Genomic DNA, 23,456 nt, shown 5'->3' on the forward strand with positions numbered 1-23,456 from the left:
CATGGAAAATCAATTTTTAAGAGATGAAAACGACCGCGTAGATGGAATTTACAAGGTTACGGGAAAAGCTAAATACTTTGCAGAATACGAGCTGCCTGGATTAACTTATGGCGTTTTGGTTACCAGTACAATTACTAAAGGTAAAATCCTTTCGTTAGATACGAAAGCTGCAGAAAAAGCGCCTGGCGTAATTTCAGTGGTTTCGCATTTAAACAAACCATCGGCGCCTGGTTACGAACAAGAGGGTGGTTCGCCGTTTAAAATTTTTTATACTGATAAAATCTTCTTCAACGGGCAGCCAATCGCAATCGTAGTGGCAAATACTTTTGAAAAGGCCACTTATGCGGCATCGTTAGTTAAGGCCACGTATGCCAAAGAAGAGTTCAATACCGATTTCGAAAAGGCAATCGGCGATGCCAAAGCAAAGAAACTCCAAGGTCAACCCGATTATAAACGTGGCATAGAAAACGCTTACAAAACTGCCGAAGTACAAATTGAGGCGAAATACCATTTGCCAATCGAAACGCATAATCCGATGGAATTACATGGAATTATTGCCGATTGGCGACCAAATAATCAGGTTACGGTTTATGCAAAAACACAAGGAGTAAAGGCTACACAAGGCACTATTGCCAATGTGTTTAAAATTCCGATTGAAAACATTCAGGTAAATTCTGAATTTGTTGGAGGTGGTTTTGGTATGGCTTTAAGAACCTGGCCTGTAGAGATTGCGACGGTAATGGCATCCAAGCATATTGGAAAGCCAGTAAAGTTGGTTATTACCAGAATGCAGATGTTTACGATGGTTGGTAATCGCCCTGCGGCTGTACAAACAATTGGTTTGGGTGCAAATAAGGATGGAACCTTAACAGGCATCACCCACCGAGCTTTTGGCGAAACTTCTGTTTACGAAAACTTTACAGAAGGCGTGGTAAACATGGCGAAATTTATGTATCAATGCGATAATGTAAATACACAATATTTCGTTGTTCCTGTTGACTTAGGTGTGCCTATTTGGATGCGTGGACCAGGCGAAGCCACAGGTGCTTTTGCTTTGGAAAGTGCAATTGATGAAATGGCACATGCTTTAGATATGGACCCGCTCGAATTCAGAATTAAAAACGACCCCGAAAAAGACCAGCAACGAAATAAACCCTTTTCAGATAAAAATATTAAGGAGGCTTATCGAATTGGCTCACAAAAAATCGGTTGGAGTGAACGCAAAAACAAACCAGGTAGTTTGATTGATGGTCAGTGGAAAATGGGCTACGGCGTTAGTATAGGTGTATTCAACGCAAACAGGGGCAGAGCCAGCGTAAAAGGTATTTTAAAAGCCGATGGAACATTGGTTTTGCAAAGTGCAACGAGTGATATTGGTCCGGGAACGGGAACTGGAATGACTTTAATTGCAAGTAAATTATTAGGAATTCCCGTAAATAAAATAAAGTTCGAATTAGGAGATTCTTCTTTGCCTCCAGCACCAAGTCAGGGTGGTTCGGCGACACTCTCTACTGTCGGTTCTGCCGTGAATGACGTTTGTGTGAGCTTAAAATCTACAATTGCTGAGCTTGCCGCAAATTCAAATATGGATGCTACTTCAAATTTCGTTGAGGTTTTGAAGAAAAATAATCTTCCCTCCATCGAGGTAACCAAGCAAAGTCAGGCGGGAAAAGAACGTGATGATTATTCCATGTATTCATTTTCCATCCACTTTGTGAAAGTAAAAGTGCATAGCCTAACTGGTGTTGTTAAGGTTGATAAAATTGTTTCTGTTGGTGATTCTGGAACAATTGTAAGTCCTAAAACGGCTCGCAGCCAAATGGTTGGAGGTGCTGTTGGCGGTGTAGGTATGGCTTTAACGGAGGAATCCATAATCGACCATCGTTACGGAAGATACATCAACAATAATTTCGCTGACTATCATGTACCTGTTAATGCAGATATTCCTGAAATTGAAGTGCATTTTATTAACAAACCAGACCCTTACATTAACCCAATGGGCGCAAAAGGAATGGGTGAAATTGCTTTGATTGGTTTCTCTGCGGCTGTTGCGAATGCTGTTTTTAATGCAACTGGTAAAAGAATCAGAACATTACCGATCACGCCTGATAAGATATTGGCGAGCTCTTAAAAGATGCTGAAATGAATTCAGCATGACGAACTCTTATAGTCAATAACCTAATTTTTGGCGAAAATTTAATACACATATGATAGCTGCAACAGGATACGCTGTTCACAGCCAAACCGATAAATTGGCTCCATGGAATTTCGAAAGAAGAAATGTTGGACCGAAGCTTACGAACGCTTTTTAAATAGCACCGTTAATTATCGTTTTGTAATTGATATGGATACAGTTTAGGACTTGAGAATTTGATCTTTGCGGGTAAGCTGTCGTCATGCTGAACTTTATTCAGCATCTTTCATGCTAAGCGTTAATGCTATTAAGATCCTGAATCAAGTTCAGGAAGACGACCGGTCATATATTACGTTTTAGGCAATAACTCCGGTTTTTAAATAAAAAGGGCGAACTTCAAAAAAAGTTCGCCCTTTTGAATAAATGTGAAAATTATTACTTTGCTGCAGTTTTGCCACCATAAGTAGCTGCTAGTTTCAATGCATTGTAAGCATTTACAATTCCTCCACTAACACACAAATCAGAAAATGGAACCGAAACTTTCTCAGCGTTCGGCTCTTCGCTTTTTGCATACTCCACGTTATGGTTTATTTTAACAACAGATTTCATAATGATTTCCTTTACCTGTGCTGCTGTTAATTTTGGATAGTAAGAACGAATTAACCCTGCTAAACCTGCTACCACGGGTGATGCCATACTTGTACCATCTAAATTTTTATACTTAGAATCTGGAATGGTAGAATTAATTTGAACACCAGGCGCAAAAACATCTACCTGCGTTTTACCATAATTAGAAAAGCTGGCCTTAAGCGTTTCATCGTCTTTTGGTCCAGATGCGCCAACAGTAATCCAAGAAGCTATGGTTTTTTCATCTAAATCTTTATGATTTGGGAAATTTTTCTCTACATCGATGTTTTCATTCTCGTTACCAGCAGCCTGAACCAAAAGCACATCTTTCGATACAGCATATTTCATAGCCTCGTTAACCACTTCCTTATTCCAGCTATAAGCCTTACCAAAGCTCATATTTATTACTTTAGCGCCATTATCAACAGCGTAGCGAATGGAATTGGCAACATCCTTATCGCGTTCATCGCCATTTGGAGTACAACGAACACCCATAATAAGCACATTATCGGCAACTCCATTAATTCCTAATTTATTGGTTCTATCGGCAGCAATAATCCCGGCAACATGGGTACCATGCATTGCATCAGGGCCTTCTACATCATTATTTCCATAGAACTTTTCCGTCAAATTATTTTGATCGTCACCAACAATAGATCGTGGATCATAATCAATATTAAGGTTATATTCAGCCTGGCGAGTATAATAATCTATCCCCTCTACAATCTGATTTTCGTAAAAATCCTCAAAGCTAGATTTTTCTATTTCAGGCAATAATATTCCTTGAACACGTCCGTCTATTTCTGTAGTTGGTTTAAAGTTTTTAACATCTTCTAAAGTAGGGTTTGGCTTTCCGATTTTCTTAACAAATGCATCAATAGCTCCTTTTAAACCGTTGTAGCCAGCAAGTCCTTCTTTTGCTTCTGCTAATTTTTGCTCTAATTTTGATCTTTCGGCTTTAAATGCTTCCCAATCTTTTTTGTCTTTTTCAGCAACATTTGCATCTGTTGTGGAAGCAAACCGTACCTGATCTCTACGAACCAACCTGGTTAACTCAAGTGTTTCAAAATTTATCGACTCCTTTGGTCCGCCAATGAAATTCCATCCATAAATATCGTCGATATAACCATTCTTGTCATCATCTTTTCCATTGCCCGCAATTTCCTTGGCATTTACCCACATAATTCTTTTTAAATCCTCATGGTTTGCCTCTACGCCACCATCATTTACAGCAACAATCACTTTTGTCGATTTTTTACCTTTTAAAAGTTCCTTGTATGCTTTTTCTGTACTAATGCCGAAAATCGTATCAGTTTTAAGATCGAGATTTTGCCAGTTTTTTTGTGCATTTGCAACAAAGGGAGCTGCACTTATTGCTGCAACACCTAAAAGCGTTTTAAAAATTCTAAACTTGTTCATTAATGTATTTTTGTATTAAACGGCGAAAGTTAATTTTAATTTTTTCTATTTAAAGAAATTGTGTTAAAAATGATGCTTTTCGTCAAATCTTACTAATAAAAAATCCTGAATTGCTAAAATTCAGGATTTGAATATTTTGAAAACGATCGGAGGAATATCTTGGCAAATTAGCCCCGCTGTACTTTCTGCCGAGAAAAACGGCATTCATCCCATCGGGTTTATTTTACACAGGTATAATTATAAAACTTTAGCCTGTTGGCTTAGCGTGCTAACCATTTCCAATTGTTAAAAAGTAAAAATTAATTATTTCATTTCCGAAACAATCTTTTTGGCCATTGCATCATGTCCTTCAATAACAGATAGTGTATTTGTTGCCCATGTTTTTAATTCCTGATCTCTGTTTTGCATACCCTCTTTAAATAATGCAACAGTTTTTTCATGATCTGTAACCATCATTTCCATGTAGTGTTTATCGAAAGCTACTCCAGTCATTTTCTTCATTTCATCTAAATGAATTTGATCATCTGCAGGTAAACCATCTGGCGTAATCACTTTCCTTTGTACTGCCAAGGCCTTTAATTCGGCATTAGCTTTGGTATGGTCGGCAAGCATTTTTGATGCAAAATCTTTAACTGCCTGGCTTGATGCATTTTTTTCTGCTACTTCTGCAGCCTCAACTTCCATAATTCCGCCAATTGCGGCTTTCTTTAAAAAAGTAGATCCAGCTTCATCTAAGCCAGATTGAGTACTCTCTGCTCCAGCAACATGGTTTCCATTAACCATTGTGGTATCACCGGCAACACTATCTTTTGTAGTGGCCGATTTTTTATCTGCAGTTTGGCAAGCCTGAAACGAAAGGGCTAATGCAAAGGCAGTTGATAATAAAAATATTCTTTTCATTTTTCGTTGTAATTAATTTGTATTCAAAACAAGGAAGTATGGAAAAGGTTTTTTTGTTGTTATTGATTGGGTTGATCTGTATAGATATTTGGGATCACAATGCCCATTTGCCTTTCAGGGTTTTGAATAACCGTAAAGCCAAATTGTTCGTAAAGGCTATGTGCATCTAAAGTAGCCAATTGGTAACGGCGTAAGCCTTGCAAATTTGGATGGAAGATCATGAAAGACATTAACTTTTTTGAAAGTCCTAATCCTCTAAACTCTTCTTCAATATAAACATCGCAAAGCCAAGCAAAGGTTGCCGCATCGGTTACCCAACGGGCAAAACCAATTTGCTGCAGATCTTTGTAAACACCAAAACATAGCGAGTTATCAATTGCCCTGTTTACAGTTTCCAGTGGTATATTTTTCGCCCAATAGGATTCTTCACTTAGGTAACGATGAATAGCATCGCGGTTCAAAAGTGCTTTCTTATCTGAAAAAACAAATCCGTTTTCGCTTATTTCCATGTTAAATAATGGTTGAATTTTGAGTGAAGCATTAATCGACGTATAAATATACCTTTTATCAATCTGCTATTACATTCTAGATTTCTAGTTACGCATGTTAATGTATTGCAAGGGCTGACCGAAATCTTCGCCTCTACAAAAAGCTATAACCGCTTGTAAATCATCTATTTTCTTTGCGGTAACGCGAACCTGGTCATCCATAATAGCTGCTTGAACTTTTAAACCACTAGCTTTGATTTTAGCAACAACCTTTTTGGCTGCCTCTTTGTCTAAGCCTTCTTTAATGGTTATTTCCTTGCGAATCATATTTCCTGATGCTATATTTTCATCACCGAAATCAAGACTTTTTGGGTCAAGGTTTTGTTTCATCATTCTAGAAATGATAGAGCCCTCAATGGCTTTTAAACGCATATCATCTTCGGTAACAATAGTTACCACGTTTGTTTTTTTATCTAAATCTACAGTACTTTTCGAGCCGTTAAAATCAAAACGGTTAAGAATTTCCTTTTTAGCATTGTTAATCGCATTATCAAGAGTCTGCGCATCAACTTTACTTACAATATCAAAAGAAGGCATGGTTTTAGCTTTAAATTAAAAATTTAAGTAGATTTAGTAAAATTAAATCAACCTCACAAAAAAACGAAAAATAATATGAAAACCACTAAAGCAAAGTCTCAAAAAAAATCAACAAAAAAAGAAGCTCAGAAACAATTGGAACAATCTATCACTGCTCAGTTTTTAGATGTAATAAAAAGTTTAGGTCACGATGCATCAGAGATTAGTAGTGAAGTTGCCAAAGCAAGTAAGCGTGTGGCAAAAAAATTAACCAAAAAGTTTACTGTTATAAAAACTGATGTTGGCAATAAAATCGACGATCTCTTGCATTCATCAAAAGAAAAAGTTAAGGCAGAAAAAAAACCAGTTGTAAAGGCAGCTAGCAAGGCAGAAAAATCTGTAGCAAAAGTTGTTAAAAAAGCTGTTTCAAAGGCAAAGCCAATAGTTCAAAGCGTTAAGGTTGCTGCAATAGCATCAGAAGAAAAAGCCGAAAAAGCAATTTCAAAACCTGTAAAGGCAGTTAAAAGTACAGTAAAAAAAGTGGTTGAAGTGGCCAAGCCTAAAGTGGCAGCAGCTAAAAAAGTAGTGGCTAAGGTTCCTGCAAAAGTAACTGCCACAGTTAAAAAAGTTGAAGCTAAACCAATTATAGCAAAGACAGCAACTCCTAAAGCAGCAACTGCTGTTAAGAAGACTACCAAAGCTCCAGCAAAAAAATAATATGTTAATGTTAAGGTGCTAATTAATTAACATCGAGTTAACAAAATAATGTGCAGTTTTGATCATCCCTGTTTTGGCAGGGATTTTTTATTTTTTAAATGAGCAAACAAAAGATACCCTTTTTAAACCGCGAAATAAGCTGGTTATATTTTAACGACCGTGTTTTACAGGAAGCAGCAGATGAAACTGTCCCACTTATAGAGCGGATTAAGTTTTTATCCATCTTCTCTTCAAATTTAGAGGAATTTTATCGCGTTCGTGTAGCAACGATGACACGGTTAACCAACCTGAACGATAAGGCAAAAGCACTTTTAGGATTTAATCCTAAAAAGATTTTAAATGAAATTAAAAATATTGTTGTTAAACAAGAACGAAAGTTCGATCAGCTTTTTCAGGCTACCTTAATCAATGAGCTTGCTCAAAATAGAATTTTCATTTTAAACGATACCCAGCTGAATGTAAGTAGGGGGGAGTTTGTTAAAAATCATTTCAGGGATAAAATTCTTTCAAACTTGGTTCCGATCATGTTGGACATGGATAAGCCATTTCCAGAGTTGAAAGACCGCTTTTTGTATTTCTTTGTGAAACTTTCTAAGAAAGACACGAAGCTGAGAGAGAAATATGCATTGATTGAGATTCCACCAACGTTACCTCGGTTTTTGGTGCTGCCAGAAACCAACGATTTAAAATTTATTATCCTGGCTGAAGATATTATTCGTTACTGTTTAGATGATATTTTTTACGTTTTTACTTACGATAATTTAGAAGCCTATTCCATTCAACTCACCCGTGATGCTGAATTGGATATCGATAAAAACATTAACGATAAGTTTATTGAAGATTTAAAAAGTAGTTTGGAAAAGCGCAAAAAAGGTAAACCAATGCGTTTGCTTTACGATTCTGCCATGCCATTAAATATGTTAACGGTTTTGGTTAACAAGCTTAAACTGGAGGCTGAAAGTTTGATTCCGGGAAATCGTTACCATAAATTTGGCGATTTTATCGCTTTCCCAAATGTTGGGAAGAAAGAGTTGGAATATACTCCAATTGTACCGATAAAGGTGCATGGCTTGCACAGAACAGAAAGTGTTTTTAATAAGATTGCTCACCGAGATTATTTAGTAAATCTGCCTTATCAATCTTACGATTATATCATTTTATTTCTTCGTGAGGCTGCTATAGATCCCAAGGTAACGGAAATTCAAATCACGCTTTATCGCCTTGCAGAAAACTCCAAGGTTATTAATGCCTTAATTAACGCAGCAAAAAATGGTAAGGCCGTTTCTGTTTTAGTGGAATTAAAAGCCAGGTTTGATGAGCAAGCTAATATTTTTTGGACCAGTCGTTTAATGGAAGAAGGGGTAAAAGTGAATTATGGCTTAACCGATTACAAAGTTCACTCCAAGATTTGTTTAGTTAAAAGGATAGAGAAAGAGAAACCTGTTTATTATGCAAATTTAGCTACAGGAAACTTTAATGAGAAAACTGCTGGCTTATATTGCGATCATAGTATTTTCACGGCCAAAAAGGAAATCACTAATGATTTGGTTAAATTGTTTGATGCCTTAAGTAAACGAACCGTAACGAAGGGTTTTAAGCATCTTATCGTTTCTCCATTAGAAAGTAGATCAAAACTTATCAACTTTATAAATCGGGAAATAAGGAACGCCAAAGCAGGTAAAATCGCCTATATTATGCTTAAGGTTAATAGTTTAGCTGATGAGGGAATTATCTCTAAACTTTACGATGCCAGTAATGCTGGCGTTAAAATCCAATTGATTATTCGTGGCATTTGCTGTTTGGTTCCGGGTGTTAAGGGTTTTAGCGAAAATATTACTGCCATAAGCATTATTGATAAATTTTTAGAGCATGCCCGAGTTTACATTTTCAGTAATAATGGTAAAAATGATATGTACTTATCATCGGCTGATTTAATGAGCAGAAACTTTGAACACAGGGTAGAAGTTGGCTTTCCAGTTCTTGATCCCGATGTGAAACAAGAGATTCAGGATATGATCGATTTACAATTACAAGACAATACCAAATCTCGACAAATTAATGCCCTCAATAACAATAAGTACCACAAAAATAGGTTGAGTAAAAAAATAAGGGCGCAAGTAGATATTTATAACTATTTAAAAACCAAGCATCAATCATAATGTTAAGATACGCAGCTATAGATATCGGTTCGAATGCAGTGAGACTGCTCATTGCAGATATTAGCAGACAGGATGGAAAGTACAAATATAAAAAGACGACGTTAATTCGCGTACCACTTCGTTTGGGCGATGATGCATTCTTAGATCAATATATCTCAGAAAAAAAAGCGGGCGATTTGGTAAAGACAATGATGGCGTTCAAAAATTTGATGGATGTTTATCATGTTTCCGAGTACTTGGCTTGTGCTACATCTGCCATGCGTGAGGCGAGTAATGGACAGGATATTGTTAAGGTAATAAAGGAAAAAACCGATTTAACCCTGGAGATTATTGAGGGACAAAGAGAGGCAAATATTATTTACGCCAACCACATTGAAGAAGATTTAGATGAAAATAAAACATATCTCTACATTGATGTTGGTGGAGGTAGTACAGAACTTTCAGTTTTTGTAAAAGGAGTTCCAGAGGCTTCGAGATCATTTAATATTGGTACAATTAGAATGTTAGATAACCAGGATAAAGAAGAAACCTGGGATGAAATGAAAGATTGGGTAAAAGAGCAAACTAAGGCTTATAAAAATTTGGCTGCTATCGGAACTGGAGGTAATATTAATAAGCTCTTCCGCATGAGCGATGAAAAAGATGGCGCTCCTTTATCGCTCCAAAAACTAAATGCACTTTACAACAAGTTAACCAGTTATTCACTAAAAGAAAGGATTAATACATTGGGATTAAACACCGATCGTGCCGATGTAATTATCCCAGCATGCGAAATTTATTTAACCTTGATGAAGTGGACTGGAATTAAACAGATTTTCGTACCTAAAGTTGGTATGGCAGATGGTATCATTAAGTTATTGATTGAAGAAAAATTAGATTAAGTTTATTTCGCAAAGTACGCCATTTTCATAAATCTTTTCACTTCTTCATTAATGTCTTCGGTAAAATAAATTCTTAAATGGTGGTTAAATTGATTTGTTCCTGGAACTTGTGCAATCTTTATGAAACACAAATTATCTTTAAAGGGTATTTCAAATGGAAATACAACATGGACAAAGTTTTTACCCAATTGCGTGATGTAAGCAAAACCATGTGTAGACTCAATCGCGATCATTGATTTTGTTGCACGAAGATTCACCTTGCCAAATTGAGCAAATTCAGCAATAAAAAAACGGAATAGACCCAAAGTATATTCCGTTTTTCCATTTAAAAAGTCTGATAATTGTTTTTCTTCAGACATGATAATTTTTAATCTGCTAATAATTTAGTTGCAGCCTCATCAACAAAGAAAGTTAATTTCCCATCAATTGGATCAATTAATTGAGATGGGTAAGTGTCGAAATCTTTCTGCTGATCGCCAACCACATGTTTAATGGCTTCGGCTTTATTATCTCCAAAAACCAAGAAAGCCACATTGTCTGCTTTATTAATTAATGGAGCAGTAAAACTGATGCGATAGGTATCTAATTTTTCTACAAAAACCGATGCAATGTTTACTTCTTCATCCTTAACCAACGTGGTATGCGGGAAGATAGACGCTGTATGTGCATCATCGCCCATACCTAAAAGAATTAAATCAAACACGATATCCTCACCATTAAAATGTTTGTCAATCGCTTTTTTATATTCTATCGCAGCTTTTTCTGGAGCGAGAGTTGTATCAACATAAAAAATATGATCTGCCTTAATATTCAATGGATCGAGCAAAGCTTTCTTTGCCATTAAGCCATTGTAATTTTCATCATCGGCAGGAACGTTGCGCTCATCTCCAAAGAAAAAATAAACCTTTTCCCATTCAATCCTGTGCTCACATTCCGTAGCCAGCAAATTATAAAGGGCTTTTGGCGAGCTTCCACCAGTAAGAACAAAATTAAAGCGATCGTTTTCTTCGATTGACATTTCTGCAATTTTGATTACGTAATCAGCTAAATCTTGATTCAGTTCTTCTAGCGTTTTATATATTAATAAATTCATTTTCAATGGTTTATCGCCAATACTAATAAAGGTAAAGACGAGTTTGGTATTATTCCTTGTTATTTAATGGCAAATTAAACCAATGGAAACCATCTCTTGCAATTAAAGCTTCAGCTTCTTCTGGTCCCCAACTATCTGCATGGTAATTAGGAAAGTTGATTGATTTTTTGCTTTCCCAAGTATTTAAGATCGGCATTACCAATTCCCATGCGGCTTCTACTTGATCGCCACGCATAAATAATGTTTGGTCGCCCATCATTGCATCAAGCAATAAGGTTTCGTAAGCTTCTGGTGTATCACCTTCGTATGTTCCCTTATAATCGAAAACCATATCTACCGGATTTAATACCATATCTAGCCCAGGTCTTTTTGCCTGAACTTGCATACGGATACTCATCTCTGGCTGAATACTGATCACCAAACGATTTTGTTGCCAGTTTTCGGTTACATCAGATGAGAAAATTTGATGAGGAACATCTCTAAATTGAATGGTAATTAAAGAAGAAGTTTGGTTTAAGCGTTTACCAGTTCTTAAATAGAATGGAATGCCTTGCCATCTCCAGTTATCGATATGGAATTTGACTGCGGCAAATGTTTCTGTATTCGAGTGTGGATCCACGCCTTTTTCTTGACGGTAACCAGGAACTTCTTTTCCCTCAACCCAACCTTTACTATATTGACCACGAACGGTATGAAAACGAATATCTTCTGCAGAGAAAGGGCGCATTGCCTTTAAAACTTCCACCTTGCGATTTCTAATTTCATCGGCATCGAAGTTTATCGGTGCTTCCATACCAATTAAACAAAGCAACTGCAACAAGTGATTTTGAATCATATCTCTCAATGCACCGGCACCTTCATAATAACCTCCGCGATCTGCTACACCCAATTGCTCCGTTACAGAAATTTGAACGTGATCAATGTAAGATCTGTTCCATAAAGGTTCAAACAATGCGTTTGCAAAGCGGAAAGCCATCATATTCTGAACGGTTTCCTTACCCAAATAATGATCTATACGGTAAATTTGCTTTTCAGTGAAGATTGTACTCAGCAGCGAGTTCAATTCTTTGGCCGATTCCAAATCGTGACCAAAAGGTTTTTCAATAACTATTCTACTGTTATCTTCATTCTCAGTTAACTTGTATTTTTTAAGCGATTCTGCAATAATAGGGAAGAAGTTTGGCGCAACGGCAAGGTAAAAAATAACCTGAGTTGTTGGTCCGTATTCCTTTTGATATTTATCTACTGCAGCTTTTAAATTTTCGAAAGTTTTGGGTTGAGCAAAATCCGTTGGGCAATAATGGATGGTATTTCCAAAATTTTCCCACTTATCTTTTTTAACCTTTCCTGTACGAGAAAACTCATTAACGGCATCTTCAAGCGCCGTTTTATAACTGTCATCAGTAAATTCAGTTCTACCAGTTCCAATAATGGCGAACTTTTCTGGCATATAACCTTCAATAAATAAATTATAAAGAGCAGGTGCCAATTTTCTTTTATTTAAATCACCTGTACCTCCAAATATTACAAATATTGTAGGATTTAATGCGGTTTTGGTTTTCATTTTTATAACGGGATTCGTGAGTCTAACTAATTATGATAGTTTATTCCAATCGGCATGGAAAACGCCATCCTTATCAATGCGTTCGAAAGTATGTGCACCAAAGAAATCTCTTTGTGCCTGAATTAAGTTCGATGGCATTCTTGCTGTTGTAATGGTATCGAAATAGGTAAGGGTAGAGGCAAATGCCGGAATTCCTAATCCTGAATTTAGACAAGCTGAAATGGTTTTGCGTGTTCCACCTAAAGTAGATTTAATAATATCCTGAATACCCGAATCGCCAAAAAGATGCTCTAATGAATTGTTTTTCTCATAAGATTGATAAATATCTTCTAAGAACTTAGCTCTAATGATACATCCGCCTCTCCAGATTTTTGCAATTTCCTGCAATTTTAAATCGTACTGATATTCTTTTGATGCCTGAACCAATAAATGCATGCCTTGTGCGTAAGCACTAATCATCGAGAAATAAAATGCATTTTCTAAATCATCAACTGTGACATCAATTTTGTTATCTTTCTTACCAAAAGCTTCTTCTAAAGAAACCCTTAATTTTTTAAATTTAGATAAATCGCGATTAGAAACAGCTTCGTTAATGGTTGGAATTGGCAATTGAAGTTCCATTGAAACTTCTGAAGTCCATTTTCCTGTACCTTTGGATTTAGCTTCATCCTTAATTTGATCTAATAAATCGTTCTGTGTTTCAGTATCCTTAAAAAGGAAAATCTCAGCAGTAATTTCTAAAAGGAAAGATTGAAGTCTGCCTTCATTCCATTTCTTAAAAGTATCGTATATCTGTTGGTTGCTATAACCTAATCCATTTTTCAGAATGCCATAAACCTCAGCAATAAGCTCCATTATAGCATACTCAATACCATTATGCACCATTTTCACAAAATGACCAGAGGCACCAGGACCAATATAAGTTACACATGGGTCGTTACCAACTTTTGCCGCTACAGCTTCAAAAACATCTTTTACCACATTGTAAGCTTCCTTATCTCCACCAGGCATCATACTAGGGCCAAAACGTGCTCCTTCTTCGCCACCAGAAATTCCCATTCCAAAGAAATGTAAACCATCTTTTTCCAATTCATCAACACGGCGGTTGGTATCTGTAAAATGAGAGTTTCCACTATCAATTATAATGTCTCCTTTGCTTAATAACGGTTTTAATTCTGCAATAACGCTATCTACAATCGGACCAGCTGGAACGAGTAAAATTAATGTTCTTGGCGTTTTCAAACTGTTTATAAAATCTTCAATATTATCAAAACCTTCAAGATTGTGAGTCTTTCCTTCTTCTTCAAGTTTTGAGATCATTTTACGATCCTTATCATAACCTGTAACAGAAAAGCCTTTATCAGCCATGTTTAATAAAAGATTTCGGCCCATTGTGCCTAAGCCAATCATTCCTAATTTATATTGCTCTGAATCGTTATTTGCCATTTTTATATTTTTGAATACACCCAAAATTAGGGTTTACAAATTAAAATTTTATTTTATGTTGTTATAAGATTGTAATAATTGATAGGAGCGCTAATTACTTTTCTGGGTTCACGGTGAAGATATTATATTTATCAGCAAGTTTCCAAAGTTTGGCTCCGCCCTTAATCCCATCTCTATTGGTAACCAATTTAATATTACTTTCTAATTTGAAATCTATTTGCTTAGAATTTCCACCACCAATATATAAGGTATCGTAATTAAAAACCGTTTTATAAATCTCGATCACTTTCCTTAAACGCTTATTCCAGCGCTCAGTGCCGATTTTTTCAAATGCTCTGTTGCCAACATAATCATCGTAATCTTCTTCCTTGCTAATCGGGAAATGAGCCAATTCTAGGTGAGGCAATAATTCTCCATCAAAAAGTAGTGCTGTTCCAAATCCAGTTCCTACCGTAAAAACAATCTCGAAACCCTTGCCTTCTACAACTCCCAATCCTTGCTGATCGGCATCGTTAACCAAACGAACTGATTTCTTTAAAACGTTAGCCACACGCTGGGCCAAATCTACCTCGGCCCATTTATTTTTGGCTAAGTTAGGGGCTGTTTTCACTACTCCATTTTTTACATACCCAGGAAAACCGATAGAAACCCTATCGAAAGTATCTGGAAAAGGCTTTATAAGTTCTACAATTCCATTTACAATATCTTTTGGAGTAGCCTCAGCTGGCGTTTTACTTTTTAAATATTCTGTTAACATATTCCCACTTTCATCAAGCAGAACCGTTTTAATACTTGTTCCGCCTATATCAATCGATAATATATTGTTTTTGCCAGCTTGCTGTTTAGTCGCCATAGTTGTTTAATTACGTGGTTCGAAGTTCTACAAATAAATTAAAACAACAAATATTAAATGAAGATGGAAGTAATTTGTGTGTAAATAAAATAAACTAGTAAATCTATATATTTAGTAGAATATCTTTAAGTTTGTTCCGTTAAGATTAAAAATCATAAAACTCTATGGCTGTAAATTACCTTGCGTTTGCAATTCCTGCATTCTTTTTGTTTGTATATATCGAACTTAAGATCGCAAATTATCTAAAGAAAAATAGCGTTTTTAAATATGAGAGTTCGGTAGCTAATTTCAGTGTAGGTATTGTAGAAAGACTACTTAATCTATTTTTGGCGGCAAGTTTTTACCAAGTTTACAGTTGTGTTTATCAGCACTATGCTATTTTCGATATTTCTAATAGGTGGTATGTTTGGATAATGCTTTTACTGGCTACAGATTTTGTTTGGTATTGGTACCACAGGTTTGGTCATGAGATTAATTTCCTCTGGGCTGCACATATTGTACATCATCAGAGTGAAGAATTCAATTTATCGGCAGCAGCTAGAATTACAACTATACAAGCTATTTTTCGAAATGTGTTTTGGTGTATTTTGCCTTTGCTAGGTTTTCATCCAAATATGATCATTACCATTTTGCTCGCTCATGGCGCTTACTCATTTTTTACGCATACACAATTGGTTGGCAAGCTTGGCTGGCTCGAGCATGTATTTATAACGCCATCCTTACACGGCGTTCACCATGCTTCTGATGAAAAATACCTCGATAAAAATTACGGCGATGTTTTTGTCTTTTGGGATAAACTTTTTGGTACATTCCAGCAGGAAGAGGAGCGACCTCAATATGGATTAACACATCCCATTAAAAGTTATAGTTTTCTATGGCAACATTTTCACTATTACCTGGAAATTGCAGAGTCTTACAAAAGAGCGAATGGATTCAAGGCAAAATGGAATGCTATTTTTGGTAGTCCGGCTTTAATGGATCAAAATATTAGACCCATTTTAGAAGAGAGATACTTTCAGAATAAAAACGAAGAGATTAGCGCCCATTAGATTTAAAACCTATCTAAATCTTCAATTAATTCTTGTTGTGGGATTGTTAACCACCGCAACTTTATTCTATGGTTTTTTATTGCCATTTACTAAAGTTTCCATCTTGATATTTGTTCTACTTTCGCTAATTAATATCGGTGCATTATTAGAACAGCGCAAGTGGATTTTTTACCTCGAATGTCTAAGGTTAATCCTTATTTTCGCATTTATCTTTCACAGTTTTAATATTATTGGTTTGTTAATATTTCCCGTGGTAGGATTAATTATCATAGAAAGAACTTTTTCGTTGAAGAATGTTTATAATGAGTACGTTTTTAATCATAAAAAGACTTGATTTTAGGTTTCCATATGTTTCGTATTAATAGATCGTTAAATTGTTACATATCAAAATTTCCTTTTAGCTCTCTTAATTTTACCGGTATTTACATAAAGTGTAATAGAAATTTTACGCTAAATATAATTCTTATTTTCTACTAGTTTAATTCTTAATTGGTTTGGCAAAATCTTCCATATTGATGTGTTAGACGGATATATAATCCTAAAATCATACAGCTCTTTACCTTTAGTGCTTCGGTTATTGTTTGTACGAAGCACATTGCTCACAATTTTATCTAGCAGAACATCTACATTATTTTTAGTTTCGATTTGTTTTTATAATTTTATATAAAGAAACATATAGTAAGTTAAAAGTAAATAAATCGTAATATATAGGTATTGCAACAGAATACCTTAATACTGATTTAACATAGTTTTAACATAAACAGACTTACTTTGCCCGAAATCCGGAAGAAATAAATCGAAACTATGTACCCTATCACTAACTGGATATACTAATTATGATTAGAAATTTTACTCAACAGATTTCATGGCTGCAATGCGTTCTGCATGTAAAGAAAACTAGCCCAGATAATCACAGTAAGAAAAGCAATTTTTTTTCTTACAAACCACTAAAACGCTTTAGTATTATAACATGTTTATTAGCGTTCAATTTTCTTTGTGTTAATGAAGTTTTTGCGCAAACAGCTCCGCAAAATATTTCAATTAAGGGAACTGTTTTGGATAACGAAGATGGGCAGCCCTTGGTAGGTACAACCATTACAGATAACAACAGAAAAGTCTTGGGCGTTACAAACGAAAACGGGAATTACTCGATAAATACTGTGAAAGGTGCTACCATATCATATAATATGGTTGGATATATCACCTCTAGCAAAACATTTAGCAGTAATGAAAATAATGTTGTAGTACGCCTGGCTTCTTCAACTAGTCAATTAAATGAAGTTGTGGTTACCGCTCTTGGCATTAAAAGAGAACAAAAGGCATTAGGTTATGCTACAACCACAATTGATAGCACACAATTAACTGAATCGGCAGCTACGAACTGGACTGATGCACTTTCGGGAAAAGTAGCCGGTTTAAATCTGGTGAGGTCAAACAGCGGGCCAGGTGGTTCGAATAAAATCATACTACGTGGCGAAAATAACTTAACGGGCGATAATGAGGCATTAGTTGTTCTCGATGGAGTTGTAGTGAGTAGTAGCGGAGGTAGACGTACAGCTGCAACATCTGGTGGTGTGTATGGAACTGGAAGTGACAATATGCCTGCCGATTATGGCAGTACAATTAATGATATTAATCCAGAAGATATTGAAAGTGTAACGGTTCTTAAAGGCCCTGGTGCATCAGCTTTGTATGGTCAAAGAGGTGCTAATGGTGCAATTATCATCACTACAAAATCTGGAAATTCTAAGCGAAAATCATTAGGGATAAAATTTACCTCTAATGGATCATTTGAGGAAGTTAATCGCTGGCCTGATTTACAATATGAATATGGTCAAGGTTTAGATGGTGCTGCATATTATTCTTATGGTGCTTCCGCAGATGGTGCAAGTACCAGCGGAACAAGTTCGGCTTACGGTCCCAAATTTGATCCAAGCTTAAGTTTCTTTCAATATGATGGGACTAGACAAAATGTTGGTTTAACACGTACTCCGTGGGTTCCTTATACCAATCAAATTAGAGAGTTTTTTAGCAAGGGCGAGAATTTAAACAACACCTTAAGTATTGATGGCAAATTAGGTAAAACAACCAATTTCCGTACTTCCATTTCCAACCAGAGCAATACTTGGATTATTCCGCTATCAGGAATTGAGCGTACCAATGCATCTTTATCAATCAACTCTGATATTACAAAGAAATTGAAGTTGTTGGCTAAAGTGAATTATGGTAATAGATATAGCGATAACTTGCCTGGTAATGGTTACGGAAATCAATCAATAATGTATTGGTTTATATTTTGGCAGCCAAATGCTGATTTAGAATCAATCAAAAATTATTGGGTTACTGGACAGGAAAATAGGTTAATTAAGTACCCTTACAGTTCATTTCCCGAGAATCCTTATGCAGTTGTTAACGAATTTAAAAATAAACAGCGTCGTAATAATGTAACGGGAAGTCTTCAATTAAGTTACCAGTTTACTAAAGAATTGAGTTTGTTGGTTAGATCAAGCATTGATTATGCTAAGCAGAAACAAATGCAAGAACGCCCTTATGATTCGGGTAGTAAATTAATTTTCGGTTCATATCGTGAGCAAAATAGCCATACATCAGAAAGTAATAGCGACTTCTTAATTAGATACGATAAAAAAGTTAGCAATAACTATAGCTTCAATTTATCAGCAGGAGGTAGTCAGTTAAGAAACAGATATGATAGATCAGATATTCGTGCAGATGGATTGAAAGTTCCAAACATATACGAATTATCAAATAATTTGTATCCATTGCTATCTATCCCTGATACTTCTAGATTAAACATCAACAGTTTTTATGGTATCTTATCAAACAGTTATAAAGATTTTCTTTTCTTAGACATTACAGCTCGTAAAGATTGGAATAGTGCTTTAGCATCTTCTACAAGGACAGATAATGTTGGGTTCTTCTACCCATCAGCAAGTGCAAGTTTTGTGTTATCAGAAATTGTAAAAATGCCAAAGTTTGTAAATATGGCCAAGTTAAGGTTTTCTGCATCTCAAGTAGGTAGTGGAAGTTTAATTCCGTATAGAACGGCTTATACCTATGGCTTGGCTTTTAGCGGTGCTTATCCGGATAGTGCATTATCAAACCCAGGTTTATTGGCGAATAGTAATTTAAAGCCCCTTAGAACAACAACTTATGAGCTAGGAGCAGATATTAGACTATTTAAGAACAGGTTGAATTTTGATATCGCAGTTTATGCTGGTAAGACTAATGATCAGCATTTAACGCGAATTGTTGATAGAGCGACAGGTTACAATCAAATGTTGATTAATGCTGGTCAGGTTAATAACAGAGGACTTGAAATTTCCGTTAATGGAAAGCCGATTCAAAGTAAAAATGGTTTCAATTGGTCAACTTTCATGACATTTTCAACCAATCAAAATAAGATTATTGATATGAATGGAGATAGTTCGGTTGTGTTAAGGACGGGACCTGTGGCTGGCGGACAAATTGTGGCCAAAGTTGGCGGAAGTATGGGCGACTTGTATGGCAGGGGCTACGTTCGTGATCCGCAAGGAAATGTGGTGTTTGATGCAACAACCGGCTTGGCCAAAATTACAAATGACGTTGTTTATTTAGGTAACACCACCGCTCGCTTTAAAGGCAGTATAGGTAATACCTTTAGCTACAGAAATTTAAGTTTAAATGTATTGTTTGATGCGCAACTTGGCGCAGTAGCTCACTCATTGTTAAATTATAAATTGGTAGAACAAGGCAAGCTTACTTCAACCTTACCTGGCAGATATAGTGGTATTATTGGTAATGGAGTAGTACAAAATCCAGATGGAACATACCGTAAAAATGATGTAATTGCCACTGATATTGATGAGTACTATCGTTCAAACATGGGTGCTGATAATGCTGAGGGCAGTACTTTTAGTACTGACTTTATCAAATTCAGAGAGGCTGCAATTACTTATAAGTTTGCTCCAAAATTCCTTAAAAGTATTGGCTTAAACTCTGCCTCTTTCGGACTTTATGGTCGTAATTTATTCATTTGGTCTCCATGGCCAATGTTCGATCCAGAATTTGGTACCATTAGCGGATCCGACATCGTTCAAGGATTTGAAATTGGGCAATTCCCTTCAACAAGAAGTTATGGCTTTAATCTATCTATTGGAATATAACTGGAAAAAATCATGAAAAATAATATAAAAAAGTTTGTTATCCTTTTAGTTGGCGCTAGCTTAACGTTTAGCTCTTGTCAAAAAGATTTTATAGCAATTAATACCGATCCAATTAATATCATCGATACCACACCAGATAAGCTAATGGCACCTGCTTTGGTTAATTCATTATCGTTAGGCATGTTTCGCAATAGAAATTTTAACAATGAATTGATGCAGGTTACTGTTAATCAAGATGATGGAGACGCAACGGTGTTCAGGTATCAATATCGACGTACTTTTGCAGATTACCTTTACAATGGTTGGTATATTCAATTAACCAACTTTAAGGATATGTATGCAAAAGCTTCAGAGCCAACAAAACTTAATAAATCGTATCAAGGAATTTCATTGCTTATGCAAGCTTGGCTTTATGCCAACTTAACTGATACCTATGGAGATATTCCTTTTACCGAATCGATTAAGGGCTCGGAAATAACCGAACCTAAATTTGATACGCAGAAAGATGTTTATTTGGGTATTTTCAAAATGTTGGAAGAGGCCAATACCTTACTAAGTACAGGTACACCAATTGTGGCTATTAGCGATCCGCTTTATAATGGAGATGTTGCCAAATGGCGTAAATTTTGCAATTCCTTATACTTAAGATTATTATTGAGAGTAGCCCATAAATCAGATGTGTCGGCTCAAGTGATAGCAAAAATGAAAGAGATTGCGAATACTAATACCACTCAATATCCTATAATCACTAAAAATGCTGAATCAGCTTATTTAAAGTGGAATGGTGGCATTAATGTTTCCGATCCATATACATCGCCATTGGTTAATGGTATCCGTGAGCAAGATTATCGATCTCCAGCTATTGCTAGTTTCTTCATTGATCGTTTGGTAAGTTGGCAAGATCCTAGAATTGATATCACTGCAGGTAATGGTTATGCCAATGCTGGTATTAATCGCTTTGGAATAGCTCAAGGCTCGGCTGGTTTTGCTGGAGTTCCTAGTGGATATGTAGTTGGCGGTGGAGCGCCAAAACAATCCTATTTCTACTCATTTGCTCAAACCGTTTCAAGCGTAGCCTTAAACGATAAATCCCTACAGGCCAACCCACTTACGGGTATTTTTATGAATTATGCAGAATTACAGTTTATCTTATCAGAAGCTGTTGTGAAGAATTATATTACTGGTAATGCAGAAAATTATTATAATAATGGAATTGCTAATGCCATTAATTATTGGGTGCCTAATTTTTCTGCTTCAACAACCGACCCAAGATTTATAAACTACATCACCTCGGGCGACCTTGAGTTTGGAACGCTAAATTTAGGTAGTACTGAAGATAAGTTGGAGCAAATACATACACAAAAATACTATGCCTTATTTATGGTTGATATGCAACAATGGTATGAATATCGCAGAACAGGTCATCCCTATTTACCAAAGGGCCCAGGCTTAGCGAACGGTGGAGTAATGCCTGCCCGAATGACATACCCTGTTTATGTACAGTCTACCAACCCCACCAACTACAAATTGGCTGTAGCATCTATGGGTGGCGACGAAATCAACACACGAGTTTGGTGGCAAAAACCATAGGCTGTTTTAGAGTATTAAAAATTATCGACATGAAAAAAATTATTATAAATAGCATTATTTTATTCTCATTGGCCATTGTAGGTTTTGGATGTAAAAAGCAAAATTATCCGGGTGGAGAGGTAAGTCCTTATTTGCCAATTTTCGATTTAAGAGGTCTATATAAAGGAGACGATATTACTTTGAATACTGATAATATGTATGGTTCGAGTAGCATTTCTGCAGTTGTTATTTCAGATCACTCTGGAAAAAACCTACCTGCTGGATTATTAATAGTTCAGGATAAAAAACGTCTATCTCAATTGAGAGGTATTGCCATTCCAATTGGTTCCGATGCTGATAAGTATGTTCCAGGCGATTCTGTGGTTATCAATGTCTCGGGTGGCGTATTGAGTCGTGTGGATGGGATTTTGCAAATTAAGGGAATTGCCCCAAGCGCTGTGATTAGGGTGGCGCAAAATAAACCAATTGCCAAGAATAGGGTACCAAGTAGTTTTATTCTAGCTGATCCAAATAAATATGAAAGTACATTGCTTGCCATTGTAAAGGGTGGATTTGATCCACTTCCATCACCCACAGATGTATTATCAGGAGATAAAATCTTGAATGATGGATTTGCCGATATAACCTTACATACTGAAGCCACAGCTACCTTTGCGAAAAATCTCCTACAATTCTCAGCGAATTATTATGGTATCTTGTTCAATAAAGTTAGCTCAACAGGAAGTCTTATTCCACAACATCGTTTAAGAACTGCCAATGATATAATTACTTTAAGTTCAACCCCCGAAATCCCTGATTTCATTATTTCTGGATGGATTGTAGATCCAAAAGGCACCAATGCTAATAACAATTACATTCAGTTTATTGCAACAAGGGATATTAATTTTGCAACAACTCCATTTTCAGTGGTAACAACAAACAATGCTGGTGCATCACTTCCAACAGGTTTCCCATCAAATGGATGGGCTACGGGAGGATTACGTACTTACAAATTTAATTTAACAAGTGGTTCTATTAAAAAGGGCGAATACTTTTATGTAGGAGGTACAGGCAGAATGATTAATAGTACTAGTTCTACGCCAATTCCTACAGCACAATACATTAGAGCAATTAATTACTCAACTACAGCTGGAGATGGTTTTGGCTCCATTACCAGTACATTGTTAGCCAATAGCGGTAATGCATATGGTATTGCAGCATTTAAAGGAACAACTGTTACAGTTAGCACAAAACCAATCGATGTTGTTTTTGTGAGTAATGGAGGTAGTTTATTTTCACCTGGACCACCAGCACAAGGCTATCGCATTGCGAACAATGATTTTTATGATGTTTATGATCCTTTAGAAGTTGATCCCGCGGATCCTAACAAAGGCTTTCAGCCATTTTATCTACAGGGCACAAATACTCTTAGGTTTAATTATCATCCAGGAGCAGGCGGAACTGGAACTGCTATTGATTTGGGATACTTCTATAAAGCTGGCGGTATCTATAGCGTAACGTTAGGTAAATGGATCAAAGCAAGAAGTGTGAAACATTTTATTTTGTCTAAAGTACCACCAGTGGCAACAATGGCTACTATCGAAGATGATAATGTCGTAATTAATACGAATGCAGCTGGTGTAGAAATTGGTAGAGATACTATTCCTCCTACAAGAATAAAATAATTCGTTATTTAATATAAGATGCCCAAAGCTTTAAACATCCTAGGGCATCTTTTTAAATATTTCTCATTATAAATTAAAATATTCTTTCTATTAGCAATAATTGAGAAATATTTCCATTGATCCCCATTTCCCT

Annotated in this window: 17 protein-coding genes; 8 read left to right on the plus strand and 9 right to left on the minus strand. The window is 36.1% G+C overall.

The window, feature by feature from the left end:
* The first annotated feature begins 1 nt into the window (after position 1).
* Positions 2–2,131, plus strand: a complete 2,130-nt coding sequence (locus EZ449_RS20105) for a xanthine dehydrogenase family protein molybdopterin-binding subunit (RefSeq protein ID WP_131562305.1) — start codon at positions 2–4, stop codon at positions 2,129–2,131.
* Between the two features lie 438 nt (positions 2,132–2,569).
* On the opposite strand, the gene EZ449_RS20110 is transcribed toward EZ449_RS20105, so the two are convergent.
* From EZ449_RS20110 to EZ449_RS20125, 4 genes are all read right to left on the minus strand, one after another.
* On the minus strand, positions 2,570–4,180 hold the full coding sequence (locus EZ449_RS20110) for a S8 family peptidase (RefSeq protein ID WP_131562307.1): 1,611 nt from the start codon (positions 4,178–4,180) through the stop codon (positions 2,570–2,572).
* A 303-nt stretch (positions 4,181–4,483) separates the two neighbouring features.
* Entirely contained in the window at positions 4,484–5,080 is a 597-nt protein-coding gene (locus EZ449_RS20115) for a DUF4142 domain-containing protein (RefSeq protein WP_131562309.1), read from the minus strand.
* Positions 5,081–5,139: 59 nt separating this feature from the next.
* On the minus strand, positions 5,140–5,589 hold the full coding sequence (locus EZ449_RS20120) for a GNAT family N-acetyltransferase (protein WP_131562311.1): 450 nt from the start codon (positions 5,587–5,589) through the stop codon (positions 5,140–5,142).
* Positions 5,590–5,673: 84 nt separating this feature from the next.
* A complete protein-coding gene (locus EZ449_RS20125; RefSeq protein WP_131562313.1) occupies positions 5,674–6,165 on the minus strand; it encodes a YajQ family cyclic di-GMP-binding protein in 492 nt (163 codons plus the stop codon).
* Positions 6,166–6,240: 75 nt separating this feature from the next.
* Between EZ449_RS20125 and EZ449_RS20130 the strand changes: the two genes are divergently transcribed.
* The 3 genes from EZ449_RS20130 to EZ449_RS20140 all read left to right on the plus strand — a co-directional run bounded on the left by EZ449_RS20130 (position 6,241) and on the right by EZ449_RS20140 (position 9,901).
* Positions 6,241–6,861, plus strand: coding sequence for a hypothetical protein (locus tag EZ449_RS20130; RefSeq protein ID WP_131562314.1), 621 nt, complete (start codon positions 6,241–6,243; stop codon positions 6,859–6,861).
* Between the two features lie 98 nt (positions 6,862–6,959).
* Positions 6,960–9,020, plus strand: a complete 2,061-nt coding sequence (ppk1, locus tag EZ449_RS20135; protein ID WP_131562316.1) for a polyphosphate kinase 1 — start codon at positions 6,960–6,962, stop codon at positions 9,018–9,020.
* A complete protein-coding gene (locus tag EZ449_RS20140) occupies positions 9,020–9,901 on the plus strand; it encodes a Ppx/GppA phosphatase family protein (RefSeq protein WP_131562318.1) in 882 nt (293 codons plus the stop codon). The genes ppk1 and EZ449_RS20140 overlap by 1 nt, the downstream gene beginning before the upstream one ends.
* A gap of 2 nt (positions 9,902–9,903) precedes the next feature.
* Here the strand turns inward: EZ449_RS20140 and EZ449_RS20145 are convergent, their stop codons facing one another.
* The 5 genes from EZ449_RS20145 to EZ449_RS20165 all read right to left on the minus strand — a co-directional run bounded on the left by EZ449_RS20145 (position 9,904) and on the right by EZ449_RS20165 (position 14,857).
* Positions 9,904–10,260: a DUF5655 domain-containing protein gene (locus tag EZ449_RS20145; protein WP_131562319.1), complete on the minus strand. Its 357-nt coding sequence runs from the start codon at positions 10,258–10,260 to the stop codon at positions 9,904–9,906.
* A gap of 8 nt (positions 10,261–10,268) precedes the next feature.
* Positions 10,269–10,994 (minus strand): 6-phosphogluconolactonase, encoded by a 726-nt coding sequence (gene pgl / locus EZ449_RS20150; protein ID WP_131562321.1) that lies wholly within the window; start codon positions 10,992–10,994, stop codon positions 10,269–10,271.
* Between the two features lie 49 nt (positions 10,995–11,043).
* Entirely contained in the window at positions 11,044–12,558 is a 1,515-nt protein-coding gene (gene zwf / locus EZ449_RS20155; protein ID WP_131562323.1) for a glucose-6-phosphate dehydrogenase, read from the minus strand.
* A 30-nt stretch (positions 12,559–12,588) separates the two neighbouring features.
* Positions 12,589–14,004, minus strand: a complete 1,416-nt coding sequence (gene gndA / locus EZ449_RS20160) for an NADP-dependent phosphogluconate dehydrogenase (RefSeq protein WP_205943043.1) — start codon at positions 14,002–14,004, stop codon at positions 12,589–12,591.
* Positions 14,005–14,098: 94 nt separating this feature from the next.
* Positions 14,099–14,857: an ROK family protein gene (locus EZ449_RS20165; RefSeq protein ID WP_131562325.1), complete on the minus strand. Its 759-nt coding sequence runs from the start codon at positions 14,855–14,857 to the stop codon at positions 14,099–14,101.
* A gap of 164 nt (positions 14,858–15,021) precedes the next feature.
* Here EZ449_RS20165 and EZ449_RS20170 point away from each other — a divergent pair, with 164 nt between their 5' ends.
* The 4 genes from EZ449_RS20170 to EZ449_RS20185 all read left to right on the plus strand — a co-directional run bounded on the left by EZ449_RS20170 (position 15,022) and on the right by EZ449_RS20185 (position 23,323).
* Positions 15,022–15,906 (plus strand): sterol desaturase family protein, encoded by an 885-nt coding sequence (locus tag EZ449_RS20170; RefSeq protein WP_225872386.1) that lies wholly within the window; start codon positions 15,022–15,024, stop codon positions 15,904–15,906.
* A gap of 836 nt (positions 15,907–16,742) precedes the next feature.
* Entirely contained in the window at positions 16,743–20,069 is a 3,327-nt protein-coding gene (locus EZ449_RS20175; RefSeq protein ID WP_131562326.1) for a SusC/RagA family TonB-linked outer membrane protein, read from the plus strand.
* A 12-nt stretch (positions 20,070–20,081) separates the two neighbouring features.
* Positions 20,082–21,659, plus strand: a complete 1,578-nt coding sequence (locus tag EZ449_RS20180; RefSeq protein WP_131562329.1) for a SusD/RagB family nutrient-binding outer membrane lipoprotein — start codon at positions 20,082–20,084, stop codon at positions 21,657–21,659.
* 29 nt (positions 21,660–21,688) lie between these two features.
* Complete coding sequence (locus EZ449_RS20185; protein WP_131562331.1) at positions 21,689–23,323, plus strand: DUF5689 domain-containing protein; 1,635 nt, start codon at positions 21,689–21,691, stop codon at positions 23,321–23,323.
* Positions 23,324–23,456: the final 133 nt, after the last annotated feature.

The organism is Pedobacter frigidisoli (assembly GCF_004331675.1).
In the GTDB taxonomy this organism is placed as follows: domain Bacteria; phylum Bacteroidota; class Bacteroidia; order Sphingobacteriales; family Sphingobacteriaceae; genus Pedobacter; species Pedobacter frigidisoli.

Coding starts and splice junctions, on each gene's coding strand:
- EZ449_RS20105 (WP_131562305.1), top strand. CDS start 2: ATGGAAAATCAATTTTTAAGAGATGAAAACGACCGCGTAGATGGAATT.
- EZ449_RS20110 (WP_131562307.1), bottom strand. CDS start 4,180: ATGAACAAGTTTAGAATTTTTAAAACGCTTTTAGGTGTTGCAGCAATA.
- EZ449_RS20115 (WP_131562309.1), bottom strand. CDS start 5,080: ATGAAAAGAATATTTTTATTATCAACTGCCTTTGCATTAGCCCTTTCG.
- EZ449_RS20120 (WP_131562311.1), bottom strand. CDS start 5,589: ATGGAAATAAGCGAAAACGGATTTGTTTTTTCAGATAAGAAAGCACTT.
- EZ449_RS20125 (WP_131562313.1), bottom strand. CDS start 6,165: ATGCCTTCTTTTGATATTGTAAGTAAAGTTGATGCGCAGACTCTTGAT.
- EZ449_RS20130 (WP_131562314.1), top strand. CDS start 6,241: ATGAAAACCACTAAAGCAAAGTCTCAAAAAAAATCAACAAAAAAAGAA.
- ppk1 (WP_131562316.1), top strand. CDS start 6,960: ATGAGCAAACAAAAGATACCCTTTTTAAACCGCGAAATAAGCTGGTTA.
- EZ449_RS20140 (WP_131562318.1), top strand. CDS start 9,020: ATGTTAAGATACGCAGCTATAGATATCGGTTCGAATGCAGTGAGACTG.
- EZ449_RS20145 (WP_131562319.1), bottom strand. CDS start 10,260: ATGTCTGAAGAAAAACAATTATCAGACTTTTTAAATGGAAAAACGGAA.
- pgl (WP_131562321.1), bottom strand. CDS start 10,994: ATGAATTTATTAATATATAAAACGCTAGAAGAACTGAATCAAGATTTA.
- zwf (WP_131562323.1), bottom strand. CDS start 12,558: ATGAAAACCAAAACCGCATTAAATCCTACAATATTTGTAATATTTGGA.
- gndA (WP_205943043.1), bottom strand. CDS start 14,004: ATGGCAAATAACGATTCAGAGCAATATAAATTAGGAATGATTGGCTTA.
- EZ449_RS20165 (WP_131562325.1), bottom strand. CDS start 14,857: ATGGCGACTAAACAGCAAGCTGGCAAAAACAATATATTATCGATTGAT.
- EZ449_RS20170 (WP_225872386.1), top strand. CDS start 15,022: ATGGCTGTAAATTACCTTGCGTTTGCAATTCCTGCATTCTTTTTGTTT.
- EZ449_RS20175 (WP_131562326.1), top strand. CDS start 16,743: ATGATTAGAAATTTTACTCAACAGATTTCATGGCTGCAATGCGTTCTG.
- EZ449_RS20180 (WP_131562329.1), top strand. CDS start 20,082: ATGAAAAATAATATAAAAAAGTTTGTTATCCTTTTAGTTGGCGCTAGC.
- EZ449_RS20185 (WP_131562331.1), top strand. CDS start 21,689: ATGAAAAAAATTATTATAAATAGCATTATTTTATTCTCATTGGCCATT.